The following is a 15,909-nucleotide window of genomic DNA, read 5'->3' as shown; positions in this document are numbered from 1 at the left end:
ATTACATATATCTAAAATCGATGAAAATATTTTATGATTAAAACAATTAAAGCTTCAAAATCAGAAAAAATTTTATTTATTTTTTTAATAGTCTTAGCCGTTTCTGCTTTTTCATCTTTTTTTTTATTAAAAAATAAATGTCTATTTATAGACAACAATGATTTAAAAAAATTAAACTTTAAGAACCCAAATAATATCGCTGTAATGAATTTAGAATGTGGAAACGTTATTATTGAGTTATATCCTGACATTTCTCCAAAAGCTGTCGAAAGATTTAAAACGCTAATTGAAAAAAAAATGTATGATGGTTCGGCATTCTATAAAGTTGTTGAAAATACTTTAGTTCAAGCTGGTGATCTTAAATTTGGAAATATTGAATATTTAGATTACTCAAAAATTGGAAGTGGAAAATCAGGATTAGGATTATTAAAATCAGAACTTAGTGATGATTTTGAATTTACTGAAGGTAGTGTTGGTTTTGCAAGATCAACAGAATTTGACTCTGAAGATAGTGAATTTTTTATTACCTTGAAAGATATCCCAATTTATCAAGGAGAATACACTCCGCTTGGAAAAGTAAAGTTTGGTCTAGATATTCTTAAGAAAATTAAAACAGGGAATAAAGCAATCTATGTACTAAGACCTGATTATATAAACACTTTTAGAATGTTAGAGACTAATTAACTAAAGGTTTTCCAGTTGAAAGAGTGTGTTTAATTCTTTCTTGAGTTTGCTTGGTTTCTATCAATCTCATAAAAGAATCTAACTCTAATTTATATAGATCATCCTCTGATAAAGTTTTATCTAAATTTGTATCACCACCACTTAAAACATTTGCGAGTTCAGTTCCAACATGCATTCCATGATCTAATATTATTTTATCATTATATAATTTCTCTAAAACTTTAATCATCTTTTCTTTCAAAGGTTTTCCAGATAAATTAAATTTGCACTCTTCTGGAGGAACAAAATCGTTATTTTGATGAATAAGTTTTTTCGCCTCTTCAAAAAGACTGTTTCTATTCATGATTTTTTTATCCTCAGGTTTTAAGTATTTTAAAGGCTCTGCTTCTACAGGAGAAGTTGCAGTTTTTGCGTATCCAATAATATCAAATACTTTTAAAGGAGCATAATCAGGATCAGATTTTGCCTCATTAGTTTGTGACCATCTCCATAACATTTCTTTACATCCACCTCCAGCTGGCACTAATCCAACAATTGTTTCTACAAGACCAACTACAATATTTGTGTGTGATGCAACAAAGTTACTTTGAACTAAAACCTCAAAACCACCGCCTAAAGTAAGACCTGAAGGTGCAGAAACTACTGGGTACTTAGAATATTTTAATGTTTTACAAGTATCCTGAAAGTATTTAATAAATTTTTCTATAGATTTGAAATCATTCTTGTCTGCAAAATTCATCGTATAACTCAAATTCACACCTGCAGAAAATTGCATACTTTCATTCATAACAATGAGCGGTTTGTCAGTTGCATTTTTTAATGCATCCATTGAGTCGTAATCTAATGCACAAGCTTTTGTAGTAAATTCGACAATATTAAAATCTTTAAAACGGTGAATTTCAGCAGAATTATTTTTATCTACTTTTATTGCTGTTGGTCTAATTTTTCCTAGTGTTTCGATATCAGTATATAATTGTCTTTCTCCATAAAAGTTTTCATCTTTTGATTTAGATAAATTTTCTAAAAATTTATTATTTTCAAAATTATCTATCCTTGAAAAAAAGTTTTCAACTCCAATTGATTTTAACATTTCAAAAGGACCCATTGCCCAATTGAAACCAAGTCTCATTGCTTCATCTATATCGTTGAATTTGTCTGTAATTCCTGGAACTAAAGAAGACGCGTATTTAATTATTTTAGAAATTACTTCCCAAGCATATTCTCCATATTTATCTTTTCGATTAATTAAATTATTAATATCTATAGTCTCAACTCCTAAATCTATTTTTTTTGAGGTTGTATATTCACCTGTTTCTAAATTGATAGCTTCTAATACTTTTTGGTTTCCACTTTTATTCATTCTGTAAAAACCACCTTTTCCTTTTCGTCCAGTGTAACCAGTATCAATCAATTTTTTTACAAGTGGTATTTCTTTTGCGACAATTTGAAATTCATCATTATCAGAAAGTTCTTTAATAAAGCTTTTTAAAACATCAGCCATCAAATCAATTCCAATTAGATCATATAAGCCAAAAACTCCTGTTTTAGGTATACCCATTGGTCTTCCAAAAACTGCGTCAGCTTCTTCAATTGATAATTTCATTCTAAATGCTTCTGTCATTGCTACCTGCATTGCATAAACACCTATTCTATTTCCTAAGAAACCAGGTGTATCATTACAAACGATCGCACCTTTACCTAATTCAATTTCACAAAATTTTTTAAGAGAATTGATTTTATTCAAATCATTATTTTCATTTTTTACAATTTCTAATAATCCCATGTATCTAACTGGATTAAAGAAGTGAGTTATGCAAAAATCCTTTTTTTCTTCTTCAGTTAATTTTTCTGACAAAACTTTAATTGGGATAGATGATGTGTTTGATGAAACAATTGCCCCCTGTTTTCTGTTCTTAAATATTTTTTCATAAATATTGTGCTTTATATCAATTCTTTCAACAACAGCCTCAACAACCCAATCAGCTTCTTTTACTACATCAAAATTATCATTAATATTTCCAACTTTAATATTTTCAATTTTGGTTTTATCTAAAAGCAATGGAGGTCTTGATTTATGAATTCTGTCTCTAGCTTTTTCAGATATTTCTGTTGTTAAATCTAAAAGAGTTACAGGCACATTTGCGTTACACAGGTGTGCTGCAATTCCACTACCCATCGTACCAGATCCAATAACAACTACTTTTTTAATATCCATAATAAATAAACTTCTATTGAATTAATCAAAAACTTGAAATAAGACAAATTTCCTGATTAATTAAATTGGTAAGCTATATAAATTAACACAATATTAAAGAGAAAAATGTATAATTCAGTAATAGCTGGTTACTCCAGATCACCTTTTGCAATGGCAAATAAAGGAAAATTAATAGATGTAAAACCAGTTAATCTGCTAGCTGAAGTAATAAAAAATCTTGTTTCACAATCAAAAATTAACCCAAAAGAAATTGATGATGTTGTTATTGGTTGCGCTTTTCAGGTTGGTGAACAATGTTTTAATATTGGAAGATTGGTAACTTTTTTATCAGATCTAGATATGAGAGTTCCTGGTATGTCTGTAGACAGATGGTGTGGATCTTCAATGGAGGCAATTCATATTGCGGCAGGAAAAATAGCAATGGGATCAGGCAAGATATTTATTTGTGGAGGTGTTGAAAGCATGACTAGAGTTAGAACTGGCTTTGATCCTTTACCCTACCCTTATTCTGATGAAGAAAAACAAAATCCACATTTATATTTATCCATGGGAATTACTGCTGAGAATGTTGCTAAAAAATATGATATTTCAAGAACAGAACAACAAGAGTTCTCTTTAGAAAGTCATAGAAAAGCAAATGAAGCCCAACAAAAAGATAAATTCAAAAGTGAAATTACTAAGATAGGTGATTGTGAAATTGATGAAAATATTAGACCTAATAGCACAATGGAAAAACTAGATAGTTTAAAGTTAGTATTTGATCAAAATGGAACAGTAACAGCTGCAACTTCATCTCCTCTAACTGATGGAGCTGCTGCAACTCTTATATGTGAAGAAAACTTTGCTATAGAGAATGGTTTAGAAATTCTTGGGAGAATAAAATCTACTGCTGTTGAAGGATGTGATCCAAACTATATGGGCTTAGGACCAATTTCAGCAACTAAAAAAGCTTTGGATAGAGCTAAAATTTCAATAAAAGACATTGATATTGTGGAGTTAAATGAAGCTTTCGCATCTCAATCACTAGCTTGTATCAAAGATTTAGAAATAGATATTAATAAAGTAAATTTAGATGGGGGTGCAATTGCTTTGGGGCATCCTTTGGGTGCAACAGGTGCGAGGATTACAGGAAAAGCTGCACAACTTTTAAAAAGAGAAAATAAAAAATACGCTCTTGCTACTCAATGTATTGGTTTAGGAATGGGAATTGCAACAATAATTGAATCAGTTTAATTTTATCTATTAATTCCTCTTAATCTTTCAGATCTTCTTCTTAATAGTTCTGCACTAATTAATATTAAAGTTGAAAGAATAATTAAACATGTTGCAACAGCTAAAATTGTTGGACTAAGCTGTTCTCTCAAACCAGTCCACATCTGCACTGGAATTGTAGTATTTTCTAAACCAGCAAGAAATAAAACAACAACTACCTCGTCAAATGAAGTCACAAATGCAAATAGACCTCCTGAAATTACACCTGGTAATATTAAAGGAAGAGTAATTTTCATAAAAGTGTTTACGGGGTTGCTTCCTAGGCTAGATGCCGCTCTTGTTACACTATGATCAAATCCTGATAATGTTGCTGTTACAGTAATTACAACAAATGGAGTTCCTAGGATTATATGAGCAAAAACTATTCCAGTATGTGTTGCTGCTAAACCAACTTTGGCCATGAAAAAGAATATTGCAACACCTGATATAATTAACGGAACAATCATTGGTGAAATTAAAGTAGCCATTATAATTCCCTTATAAGGCATGTGCCTACTGCTTAAACCTAACGCAGCCAATGTACCAAGTATTATCGATCCTATCGTTGCAAATATTGCAATTATAAAACTATTTTTTGCAGCTAGTCCCCAAGGGTTTTTAGTTCCATAGACCATATCTTTATACCATCTTAGAGAAAAAGCGTCAGGATCGAGATTTTTCATTCCCTCAGAAAAAACTAAAAATTCTTCAGCATTAAATGATAATGGAAATATTACGAATAAAGGCGCAACTAAAAAGAAAAATACAAAAGCACAAATGGCTAAATAAACATAATGCCAAATTCTATAACGAGTTTCTGTATAACTTGGTAATGCCATCTTTATCCTAATTTAATATTATCAACTCCAACTAATTTATTATAAATCCAATACACAACTAAAACTCCAGTTAACAACATTAATCCCATCGCAGATGCAAAACTCCAGTCCAAAGTTGTTTTCATATGGTATGCAATCTGGTTACTTATCAAAGTTCCAGAGGCGCCTCCTACTAATGCTGGAGTAATGTAATATCCAATTGCCAATATAAATACTAATAAACATCCCGCTCCTATACCTGGAATAGTTAATGGGAAATAAACTTTCCAAAAAGCAACAAAAGGTGTTCCTCCTAAAGATTTTCCAGCTCTCATTAAACTAGGAGAGATTGTTTTCATAACACTGTAAAGTGGAAGAACCATAAATGGCAATAATATCTGTGTCATCGCCACATAAGTGCCTACTTTATTATACATCATTTCAGGCCTGTTATCGTCTGCAACTAATCCTATCATGACAAAGAAATCATTAACGACTCCTTGCTGCTGTAATAAAATCATCCAACTTGCAGTTCTGACTAATAATGAAGTCCAAAATGGTAGAAGAACACAAATCATTAATAAATTAGAGTACTTCATTGGTAATGTAGCTAATAAATGAGCAATAGGGTAACCCATTGCAAAGCAAAATAGAGTTACAAAAAAAGCAATTTCAAGCGTTCTTAGCCACAAAATTCTATGAATTCTTCTATCTTCATCTACTTGAGCAATACTCCCATCAGCAGCATAATACATGTCCATACCTTTTAGATACTTGGCTAATGTGTAAGGTGGCGCTGTTCTTTTAATAGCTTGCCAATACTCAACTTTACCCCAGTTTTTATGGACCTTCATCATCTGCTCTTTAATACTTGCGCTTTCGTCAATCTTTTTTCTTTTAATATTTCTAAACAATCTTTTAGTTGTTGAATTAAACCCGTTTTTTTCTTTATTTAATCTTTGACCAAGTTTTCCGTGTTCTTGTTTTTCAACAAGGGCTTTGTAATCATAATAAAAAGCAGAAAAAACTTCCTCAGGAGGTAGTTCTTGTCCATCCCAATTTTCCATTTCCTTAAATGTTTTAGGAAGCATATTTGTAATCATTTTGTCATCAATACTTCTCGTAAACATCTCACCAATTGGAAATATATAGGTGATGACTAAAAATAATAACAAAGGAGCAACTAGAAGAAAGGCTTTAACCTTATTCTTCCGTTCGGCTTTCTTCAAACTGACCTCTAATGGTATTCCGTCAGTTGTTAAAATTTGTTTTGCTTCAGAGCTCATAAAAAAATAGGGCGGTTAATTAATAACCGCCCTAAATATATTATATAAATTCAGTGATTAAAACTGAAATTATAGGCCTGCTTTGAAAGCTTCCCACTTCTCACCAATCTCTGTTCCATAGTCAGCCCAGAAGAATGGGTCTACTAAGAAATAGTTTTTAGTGTTAGCAGGAGCAGTTGGCATTTGAGGCATCATTTCTGTTTTACCATCTTTGTACCATGGCTCACCAGCAGTGATTACATCAAGAGAAGATTTTCTCCATGGAGCGTATGCAATGTACTTCGCGCTACCAGCTAACATTTCAGTGTTAGTCATCATAGCTAAAGCTTTTTTAGCATTCGCTTCATCTGGACCACCCTTAACTAAAGCAAAGTATTCGTAGTCAAGACCTTGACCATCCCATACTTGTTTAATTGGAGCACCTTCACCAACTTCAGCATTAAAGAATCTTCCGTTCCAACCAGTTGCCATAACAACTTCACCGGCAACTAATAATTCAGGTGGTTGAGCACCTGCAGACCAGAATACACATCCACCATTTGGATCTGTACATAGTGTTTTAATTTTAGCTAACGCTCTGTCGATTCCACCGTCTGATAAAAGTTTTCTATAAACTCTTTCACCGCCGTCACCTAACTTCACGCCATCCGCAGCTAAAGCAATTTCTAAATTAGTTAAAGCACTAGTGTAGATTGCTCTTTTTCCTGGGAATTTTTTAGTGTTAAAGAAGTCTTTAATAGTTTTAGGCTCTTTACCACCGAATGCTCTTGTGTCAAAAGCATAGTTCCAAGAATATAAGATGTTTCCTACAGCACATTCACTTGGCATTTCTGTGAAGAAGTCTTCACTTGCAGGAGTTCCATCTGGTGCAGCTGGGAAGTCTTTGTCAAAATCAAATTTAACAAATAAACCTTCGTCACATCCGTTAATTGTATCGAATGCAAATAAGTCTATGATATCCCAAGTAATAGCACCTGCTTCTTTTTGTGCTTTAATTTCTGACAAACCACCAGAATAATCAACCCAGTTGATTTCTACTCCTAGTGCCTTAGCAGTCGGATCACCATACCCTAACTTTTGAGACTCTGTATAAGCTCCACCCCAAGATGCAACAGTAACTGCAAATGCTGATGAAGTTATTGAAAGAGCAAAAGAAAGAGCAAGTAATAATTTACTTAATTTTTTCATTATTCCTCCGTTTAAACGTTAATATAAATTAATTTATATAAAGAAAGTACACCAAAATGAGCAAGTGAAGTCAACAGCTCATTTTATCTAATATTATTTCAGAATTTATTTGAAACTATTTAGGATCTAAAGCTCTAGCATCAACACTGTTCCAACCAATGTTGATATCTTCTTTTACTTTTAGCTCAAGGTTTGAGGTGCTATTTGGTACTTTTAAAATAAACTCAGAACTACCAAGTAAATCCAGTCTAACTCTTGTGTGGTCACCATGGTAAATTACCTCTTCTATTTTTCCAGTGAACATATTATCCATTTTGTCAGTTGGATTTATCAATGCTCTTTCTGGTCTTAAAGATACTGTAGTTTTTTCACCTTTTGATTTTACCGAAATAGGATTAGCTAATATTTCTGCTTTACCTAATTTAACTTTACATTTATCTTTATCTATATCAGAGACTTCACCATTAAATGTATTATTTTCACCAATGAATTCTGCAACAAAAGAGTTAACTGGTTTCTCATACAGTTCTGCTGGATCAGATAACTGTTGAACTTTACCATCATTAAATACAGCTATTCTATTTGACATAGTAAGAGCCTCACTTTGGTCATGAGTTACATAGACAACTGTTACACCAATGCTTTCATGAATGTGTTTAATCTCATACTGCATACTCTCTCTTAAATTTTTATCTAATGCACCAAGTGGTTCATCCATCAAAACAACAGCAGGATCAAAAACAAGGGCTCTTGCAACAGCTACCCTTTGTTGTTGTCCTCCAGAAAGTTGTGCTGGCATTCTAGACTCAAATCCATTTAAAGAAACCATCGACAAAGCTTTATCTACCTTTTTATCAATTTCATCTTTTTCAACTTTTCTAACTCTTAAAGGAAAAGCTAAATTTTCATAAACTGTCATATGTGGAAACAGTGCATAATTCTGGAACACCATTCCAATTCCTCTTTTATGAGGTGGAATGTTTGAAATAATATTTCCGTCTAATAAAATTTCTCCATTAGTTGGAGTTTCAAATCCAGCTAACATCATTAGGCAAGTTGTTTTACCTGAACCAGATGGTCCAAGCATCGTTATAAATTCACCTTCAGCAATATCTAATTGAAGATCTTTAACGACAAGTACTTTACCGTCATAACTTTTATCGACTTTATCAAATTTTACGAATTCTGGATTTTTAGACATAAAGTTGATTATTAAACATTTGTGAAAGTAGAATTCAATAGTAAATTAACTCTTGATATGAAGCTCTTTTGGAAAATTACAAAATAACTCTGAACCGTTTTCTGTAACTCTGATAGCCTCAGACGCCTCTACGCCCCAATCTCCAAATTGCATCACAGCAATCATATGAAAACAAACATTTGGCTGAAGCACTGTCTTGTCTCCTTTATATATATTAAGTGTATGCTCTCCCCAATCAGGAGGGTAACCTATCCCTATTGAATAACCAGTTCTTGATCTTTTTTCGATGCCATATTTATCGAGTATTTTCCAAAAAGCTTGAGCAACATCATCTACAGTATTTCCTGCTTTAATTGCACTAATACCAGAGTTTAAAGCTTCAATAGTTTTATTCATCGTATCAATTTTTAATTGATTAGGCTTTCCAAGTAAGACTGTTCTAGCCATTGGCGCATGATATCTTTTATAAACTCCAGAAAGCTCAATAATTGTGGCTTCTCCCTCAACAAATTTATCTTGAGTAGCAGTCAAATGTGAAGCAGAAGTACCTTTTCCTGTTGGAAGAAGAGTTGCAATACTAGAATATTCACCACCAAATTCCTCTGTTCCATAAAAAAGTGCTTTTTGAATTTCACCAACTGCATCACACTGCCTTACACCAGGTTTAATAACTTCCATTGCAGTTTTCATTCCTTGTTCTGAAATTTTTGCTGCAGATTTCATATAATATATTTCTGCATCAGATTTTGTAAATCTTGCCCAATTCACTAATCGATCACTGTCTTTTATTTTAGCATTTGGCAAACCTTGTTTTATTTTTTCGTAACAAAAAGCTGTAAAATAGTGAGCATCCATCTCTAACCCAATTGATAAATTATCCCATTTTCTCTCTTTAATAATTTCAACTAATCTATGGTAAGGATGTTTTGGCCAAGTATGAATGTACTCTTCATCATACACTAAAATATTTTCATCTTTTAAATAAGTTTTTATATAAGCCCCACCTGCATCTTGAGCTCTTACAAAACATAATGGTTCATCAGCATTTACATGAACGATTGCACATTGAGCATAATAGAATGACCAGGCGTCATAACCAGTTAGATAATATAAATTATTTGTGTCATGAGAAATTAAAAGTTCGATGCCTTTTTCTTGCATCATTTTTTGAACTTTTTTTAATCTTTGTTTGTATTCTTCTTTAGTAAATGACATTAGTTTGCCTCAAATAGTTTTCCAAATCCCTCAACAGAGTTATTTTTATTTATTTTAACAAGTGTATCCCAAATTAATGCTTGATTACTAGATAAAACTATTGTGTTTAATTTTTTTTCAAGTTTATCAATAATTGGTAACACAGGTAATGCTGTGCACGAAACAAACAAAGCCTCTGCCCCATTTAAATCAATTTTAGATAATACTTCATATAAATAATCTTGATCTACTTTACCAATGTCATAATCAGCTTCGATATCAAAGTAAGAATTAGAAGTAATTTCAAAACCTTCTGTTTTAAAATAATCCAAAACCTCATCATTTAGTTTTTTACTATAAGGTGTGAACAAAGAAATTTTTTTTATATTTAATTTTTTTAAAGCTTTAATTGCTGCAGTGCTCGGCGTTGTAACATCAGCCATTGGTTTTGCTGCTTTTACTTTTTGTTCAATAGAATAATATCCAGCTGCAATGGTCCCAGAGGTACAACCATAAACAACACAATCAATATCTTGATCTGGTAAAATATCTTTTGTAACCTCAGTTACTTTATTAGACATTTTAATCAGGTTTTCTCGAGTTAATGGATTGTAACACTCAATACGGTTTACAAAAAAATCAATTTCTCTGTCTTTTATGACATTGATGAAATCTCTCTCAATCATAAAATCACTTGCAAGAGCTATTAAACCAACTCTTGGATTTGATTTACTAATATATTTTGGATCTATTTTTGTTGAATTCATATTTTAAAAGATGAATATATCAGAAGTTCTTTAATAATCATTAATATTAAATTAACGAAATGAATTTAAAAGATACCTTCATTGCATCACTGGTTCCAATTTTTTTAGGCTTTGGTTTTGTCATTGCAAAACCAGCATTCGAATCTTTTCCACCAATTTTATTAATGGGTTTAAGATTTGTATTTGCAGCATCAATTTTAGTCTGGTGGTTTCCAATACCTAGAGGATATTTATTAAAAATATTCATAGCATCTTTAATAGCTAATACTTTGCAGTACAGTATTACTTACTCTGGTTTAGACTTGATTGATGCATCTTCAGCAGTTTTGTTGGTACAAATGGAGGTACCGTTTGGAGTTATTTTTGCTTACTTTATGCTTAAAGAGAAACCAACAGTTAGGGCTTTAATTGGTATTGGTATAGCGTTTATCGGTGTTTATGTTTTAACTGGCTCACCAAATTTAGACGGAAAAATTATTGGTATTGGATTGACGATATTAGGTTCTGCTATTTGGGCTCTTGGGCAAGTAATGGTGAAACCTTTAAGTAAAGAAATTAACCCATTAGCATTAGTTGCTTGGATGGCATTATTTTCTGGTCCAATTTTAATTTTATTATCAGCAATCATTGATGGAAATACTATTGAATATTTTGCTAATGCAGAAATTAATCATTGGATAATTGCAATCTACATTGGTTTTATAATGCAGCCGGTTACATATGGTTGCTTTTATTATGTCATAAAAAATAATCCAATTTATAAAGTTCTACCCATTGTAACCATGGGAATTCCTCCAACAGGATTATTGGCTGCGATTTTTCTTTTAGGAGAAGAACCGACAAAAGAATTGTTCATTGGTGGAGTAATAATAATTATTGGTGTCATATTAATAGTTTTTACAAAAAATAAAAAAGAAGAGGTAAAATAATGAAGATAGGTTTTATTGGTCTAGGAAATGTAGGTGCTAAACTTGCAGAAAGTTTACTGAGAAATGGATTTGATTTAACTGTAAGAGATTTAGATCAAAATTTAACAGATCAATTTAAAAGTTCTGGTGCAAAAGTTGCAAACTCTGGAAAAGAACTTGCAGAACAAGTTGATCTTATAATTACTTCTTTACCATCAATAAAAGTAAGTGCAGAAGTTATGGAAGCTGAAGATGGAGTGCTTCAAGGCCTTTCTGAAAATAAAATCTGGCTTGAAATGAGTACTACCGATGAAGCTGAAGTTAAGAGAATTGGGGAAAAAGTAATTGCAAAAAATGCTATACCTTTAGATGGTCCTGTAAGTGGTGGATGTCATAGAGCTGCAACAGGAAATATTGCAATTTTTGTTGGTGGTGAGAGAAAAGCATTTGAAAAAATTTTACCTGTCTTAACAGTCATGGGTAGAAAGGTGTTACATACTGGTGAATTAGGTACAGCAAGTACTCTTAAAGTAATTACAAATTATTTAGCTTCAGTACATCTAGTTGCTTTAGGAGAAGCTTGGACAGTTGCAAAAAAATCTAACCTAGATCTTGAAAAAACATTCAAAGGAATTGCTGCATCATCAGGAAATTCATTTGTTCACGAAACAGAAAGTCAGGTAATTTTAAATGGATCTTATAATATAAATTTTACAATGGATTTAGTTTTAAAAGACACAGGCTTATTTGATGATCTAGCGAAGAAGTTAAATGCTCCACTAGAGATATCTCCAAAAATTGTTGAAATATTTAAAGATGGACAAAAAAAATTTGGGTCTAGAGCTTGGTCTTCTATGATTGTAAAACGAATGGAAGATTTAAACAACATTGATTTTAGAGCCAAGGGTTTTCCAGAGGAATTAGTTGATAATGAACCCGAGGAAAAAGGATATGAAATTTAAATATTATGCTAAAATAAAATCATGCTAGATAAAAGAAAATTTTATATTGATGGTGAATGGGTAGATCCAATTAAGAGGAATGATTTTGATGTTATCAATCCATGTAATGAAGATCCATGCGCAGTAATTTCTCTAGGATCCACTGAAGATACAAATAGAGCTGTAAAAGCTGCAAAAACAGCATTTGAAACTTGGAAAGAAACCTCAAAAGAAGAACGAATTACATTATTAGAAAAATTATTAACTATTTACAAAAAAAGATTTAATGAAATGGCAGAAGCTATTTCATTAGAAATGGGTGCTCCAATGGATTGGTCGACTGATGTTCAAACAGCATCAGGAAGAGATCATTTAGAAGATTTTATATTAAGACTTAAAAACTTTAACTTTGAAGAACATTTTGATGAAAAATCAAATAATCATATTTGTTATGAACCAATTGGAGTTTGTGGATTAATAACTCCTTGGAATTGGCCAATAAATCAAATTGCTCTTAAAGTTGCTCCAGCATTTGCAACTGGTTGTACAATGATTTTAAAACCCTCAGAAATTGCTCCTATATCGGGAATGTTGTTTGCTGAAATGATCCATGAAGCTGGTTTTCCTAAAGGAGTTTTTAATTTAGTAAATGGTGATGGAGCTGGAGTTGGAACAGATATTTCAAGTCATCTAGATATTGATATGGTTTCTTTTACTGGTTCAACAAGAGCTGGTAAATTAATTTCTAAAAATGCCGCTGATACAATTAAAAGAGTTTGTCTTGAACTTGGAGGCAAAGGTGGAAATATTGTTTTTGCTGACAGTTACAAAGATGCAGTAAGGGATGGTATTCGAAATGTAATGAGTAATTCAGGACAATCTTGTGATGCACCTACAAGAATGTTAGTTGAAAAATCTATTTATGAAAGAGCAGTAAAAGAAGCTGTTGATGAAGCTAATAAAATTAAAGTTGATCAAGCGACTAAAAAAGGAGATCACATTGGTCCTGTAATTTCAAAAGTTCAGTACGACAAAATTATAAATCTTATTGAAAGTGGAATTTCTGAGGGAGCAACTTTGGCTGCTGGAGGACCAGAATTGCCAAATGGTTTAAATAAAGGATATTTTATTAAACCAACTATTTTCACAGATGTTACTAATGAGATGAGAATCGCAAAGGAAGAAATCTTTGGGCCTGTTTTATCAATTATTCCATTTGATACTGAAGATGAAGCTGTGAAAATTGTAAACGATACTTCTTATGGTTTAGGAAATTATCTTCAAACAGATGATAAAGAAAAAGCACGTAGAGTTGCAAAAAAATTAAGATCAGGATGTGTCTATATAAATGGTAATGCAGCTGATGTTGGAACCCCTTTTGGTGGCTACAGACAATCTGGAAATGGTAGAGAGGGAGGAGTTTGGGGATTGGAAGAATTTTTAGAGGTAAAAAACGTAACTGGTTGGAATTAATTTGAATTTCTCAAATACCTTAATCTTCCAATAATTTCATCACGATCCATGTAATATCCTTGAAGGTGCCTATGACCTGAATTTGGATCAAATTCAGTTCTCCCATGAAGCAATCTTCTATTGTTGAAAGTAAATATATCTCCTGGCCCTAATCTAAATTTAATTTGAAATTTATCATCGTGTAATAAATTTCCAAATCGATGATGAGCTTTGTAAACTTTGTCCATTAAATCAGGATGGCAATCTAGGGCATCCATAGTTGCAACACTAAATCTAATGTCATGATAATCATTATCTTTAGTCAAAGAAATTGCTGGTGCATAATAACTTCTTACCGATTCTTGAGTATAGTCCATGTCTCTAAATTTAAGGTGAACATTAACTAGTGTATCAAAAATTTCCTTTTCATTTTTTCTTAAATAATCTGCTACTGCAAATCCATCTACAGCTGAGGAATCTCCTCCACTTGCAGAATTAACTAAACAATGAAGAAATTGATATCCTGGAGGTGTTTCAAACCAAGGTAAATCCATATGATTTCTAAGAGCATGAGCTGTGTAAGCAGAATTATTTGGTTTTGGAATATTAATTACCTCAAATGGAGTTTTAAAAAAAGTTTCTCTAGTATGACTAATTCTATTTAAAACTTTAAACCCAGAGTTCTCATCTGTCGGTGCATTTTTTACAATTGCAATTCCAGTATGATGCAAAAGTTCCAACCATTTTATTAATCCTTCATCTGAATTAATAATCTCATCATGATCAATCTCTACAGTTTTTAAGTGATCCTGGAGAGAATTATCCCAAAGCTTGTAGGGTGATATGTATTCTAAATTGTTTTTAATTGTATAACAATTATCTCTCAGCCATTTTTGATCATAATAACTAACATGATTTCCTTCACTCCACTCAATTTGGAGTTTACCATCATTGTTCAAAGAAAATTTTTTAGGATTTATATCTTTAGATACTTTGAGAATGTTAAACATTCTATGACGAGAATCTTTATCGTGTGCTGTAGGACAATTATCTCTTAACCACAAATAATTAAACTTACTTTTTTTTCCATCACTCCAATCAACTTCTAAATTAGTAGAATTTTTAGTTATATTTTCAATTTTATAATTTTGTTTCATCAACTTTTATAATTTGAATTTTCACGATCTAATTTTCTTAATAATGCAGCCCACTCTGTTTTTCCATCATAATTATAATCATCTGAACTACTCATATTGTCCCAAAAATAAGCAGCTTTTTGTTTGTCTATTTCATGCTTACTTAATCCCATTGATAAATTTTTAACTTGAACAGTACATGCTTGTTCTAAATAATAAGCTCTAAAAAAAGCTTCTGCAGCAGTTTTACCTACGGTATAGTATCCATGATTTCTTGTAATTAAAATATCGTGCTTACCTATAAGGTTTTCGAATTTTTTTCCAAAATCTTTATCCTCAACAAATTCATAATCAATATATCCAATTAAATGATTTAAATAGACTGCTGCTTGTGAAAGGCACATCAAACCTTCTTTTGTCCCTCCAACTGCCATAACATCGTTGGCGTGTCCGTGAACATAAAAGTTAACATCAGAACGTGAATTAAAAATCCATTGTGCAAGATTAATACAACCATCATTTAACCATGGTCCATCTGAATTTATCTTTCTTCCATCTTTATCAATCTTTATTAAAGATGACGCTGTAATCTCTTCATAAAACATTCCATAAGGATGAACAAAAGAACAATCTTTATCCTCGGCTGATCTAGCTCCTGCACATTGATTGGCTAAATCAGTCATCCCATACATATGTAAAATTCTATAAAGAGCCGATAGTTCGCAACGAACATCTTGATCTGATTTGGTCATTAGTTAAATGATTATTTAAATGACTACTAAAATCAAATAAAATCGAATTAATAAAAATCAATTAATAGTTGTATATAAATTGTTTTACATTGTACTCAATGAACTGTTAGAACTTA

At 31.8% G+C, this 15,909-nt stretch carries 14 protein-coding genes; 5 read left to right on the top strand and 9 right to left on the bottom strand.

Features of this window, described 5'->3' with window-relative positions; translation table 11 throughout:
• Nucleotides 1-33: 33 nt before the first annotated feature.
• Complete coding sequence (locus ACTTA5_RS01950; RefSeq protein WP_440647486.1) at nucleotides 34-684, top strand: peptidylprolyl isomerase; 651 nt, start codon at nucleotides 34-36, stop codon at nucleotides 682-684.
• Here the strand turns inward: ACTTA5_RS01950 and ACTTA5_RS01945 are convergent.
• Nucleotides 677-2,899 (bottom strand): 3-hydroxyacyl-CoA dehydrogenase NAD-binding domain-containing protein, encoded by a 2,223-nt coding sequence (locus ACTTA5_RS01945; protein WP_440647484.1) that lies wholly within the window; start codon nucleotides 2,897-2,899, stop codon nucleotides 677-679. The two genes, ACTTA5_RS01950 and ACTTA5_RS01945, sit on opposite strands and share 8 nt — an antisense overlap.
• A 105-nt stretch (nucleotides 2,900-3,004) precedes the next feature.
• On the opposite strand from ACTTA5_RS01945, the gene ACTTA5_RS01940 reads away from it, so the two are divergent.
• On the top strand, nucleotides 3,005-4,132 hold the full coding sequence (locus tag ACTTA5_RS01940) for a thiolase family protein (RefSeq protein WP_440647482.1): 1,128 nt from the start codon (nucleotides 3,005-3,007) through the stop codon (nucleotides 4,130-4,132).
• A gap of 2 nt (nucleotides 4,133-4,134) precedes the next feature.
• Here the strand turns inward: ACTTA5_RS01940 and ACTTA5_RS01935 are convergent, their stop codons facing one another.
• The 6 genes from ACTTA5_RS01935 to ACTTA5_RS01910 form a co-directional block, all read right to left on the bottom strand.
• On the bottom strand, nucleotides 4,135-4,989 hold the full coding sequence (locus ACTTA5_RS01935; RefSeq protein WP_262590369.1) for an ABC transporter permease: 855 nt from the start codon (nucleotides 4,987-4,989) through the stop codon (nucleotides 4,135-4,137).
• 2 nt (nucleotides 4,990-4,991) lie between these two features.
• Nucleotides 4,992-6,254 carry an ABC transporter permease gene (locus tag ACTTA5_RS01930; RefSeq protein ID WP_440647480.1) on the bottom strand — a complete coding sequence of 421 codons (1,263 nt, stop codon included), beginning with the start codon at nucleotides 6,252-6,254 and terminating at the stop codon, nucleotides 4,992-4,994.
• Nucleotides 6,255-6,323: 69 nt separating this feature from the next.
• Nucleotides 6,324-7,442, bottom strand: a complete 1,119-nt coding sequence (locus tag ACTTA5_RS01925) for an extracellular solute-binding protein (RefSeq protein WP_262590367.1) — start codon at nucleotides 7,440-7,442, stop codon at nucleotides 6,324-6,326.
• 115 nt (nucleotides 7,443-7,557) lie between these two features.
• Nucleotides 7,558-8,643: an ABC transporter ATP-binding protein gene (locus ACTTA5_RS01920; protein WP_440647478.1), complete on the bottom strand. Its 1,086-nt coding sequence runs from the start codon at nucleotides 8,641-8,643 to the stop codon at nucleotides 7,558-7,560.
• Nucleotides 8,644-8,688: 45 nt separating this feature from the next.
• Nucleotides 8,689-9,858 (bottom strand): M24 family metallopeptidase, encoded by a 1,170-nt coding sequence (locus ACTTA5_RS01915; RefSeq protein WP_440647476.1) that lies wholly within the window; start codon nucleotides 9,856-9,858, stop codon nucleotides 8,689-8,691.
• Nucleotides 9,858-10,604 carry a maleate cis-trans isomerase family protein gene (locus tag ACTTA5_RS01910; protein ID WP_440647474.1) on the bottom strand — a complete coding sequence of 249 codons (747 nt, stop codon included), beginning with the start codon at nucleotides 10,602-10,604 and terminating at the stop codon, nucleotides 9,858-9,860. The genes ACTTA5_RS01915 and ACTTA5_RS01910 overlap by 1 nt, the downstream gene beginning before the upstream one ends.
• Nucleotides 10,605-10,663: 59 nt before the next feature.
• Between ACTTA5_RS01910 and ACTTA5_RS01905 the strand changes: the two genes are divergently transcribed.
• From ACTTA5_RS01905 to ACTTA5_RS01895, 3 genes are read left to right on the top strand one after another with little or no spacing between them, the layout of a single operon-like run.
• Complete coding sequence (locus ACTTA5_RS01905; protein WP_440647472.1) at nucleotides 10,664-11,533, top strand: DMT family transporter; 870 nt, start codon at nucleotides 10,664-10,666, stop codon at nucleotides 11,531-11,533.
• A complete protein-coding gene (locus ACTTA5_RS01900) occupies nucleotides 11,533-12,474 on the top strand; it encodes an NAD(P)-dependent oxidoreductase (RefSeq protein ID WP_440647470.1) in 942 nt (313 codons plus the stop codon). Before ACTTA5_RS01905 ends, ACTTA5_RS01900 begins: the two co-directional genes overlap by 1 nt.
• Nucleotides 12,475-12,495: 21 nt before the next feature.
• Entirely contained in the window at nucleotides 12,496-13,926 is a 1,431-nt protein-coding gene (locus ACTTA5_RS01895; protein WP_440647468.1) for an aldehyde dehydrogenase family protein, read from the top strand.
• On the opposite strand, the gene ACTTA5_RS01890 is transcribed toward ACTTA5_RS01895, so the two are convergent.
• Both ACTTA5_RS01890 and ACTTA5_RS01885 read right to left on the bottom strand, forming a co-directional pair.
• Nucleotides 13,923-15,062 carry a TauD/TfdA family dioxygenase gene (locus ACTTA5_RS01890; RefSeq protein WP_440647466.1) on the bottom strand — a complete coding sequence of 380 codons (1,140 nt, stop codon included), beginning with the start codon at nucleotides 15,060-15,062 and terminating at the stop codon, nucleotides 13,923-13,925. The two genes, ACTTA5_RS01895 and ACTTA5_RS01890, sit on opposite strands and share 4 nt — an antisense overlap.
• Nucleotides 15,062-15,793 carry a class II aldolase/adducin family protein gene (locus tag ACTTA5_RS01885; RefSeq protein WP_440647464.1) on the bottom strand — a complete coding sequence of 244 codons (732 nt, stop codon included), beginning with the start codon at nucleotides 15,791-15,793 and terminating at the stop codon, nucleotides 15,062-15,064. Before ACTTA5_RS01885 ends, ACTTA5_RS01890 begins: the two co-directional genes overlap by 1 nt.
• Between the last annotated feature and the right edge of the window lie 116 nt (nucleotides 15,794-15,909).

The sequence above is a fragment of the Candidatus Pelagibacter sp. HIMB1521 genome, from assembly GCF_052047875.1.
GTDB lineage: Bacteria > Pseudomonadota > Alphaproteobacteria > Pelagibacterales > Pelagibacteraceae > Pelagibacter.
This window is presented reverse-complemented; position numbering and strand designations above follow the sequence as displayed.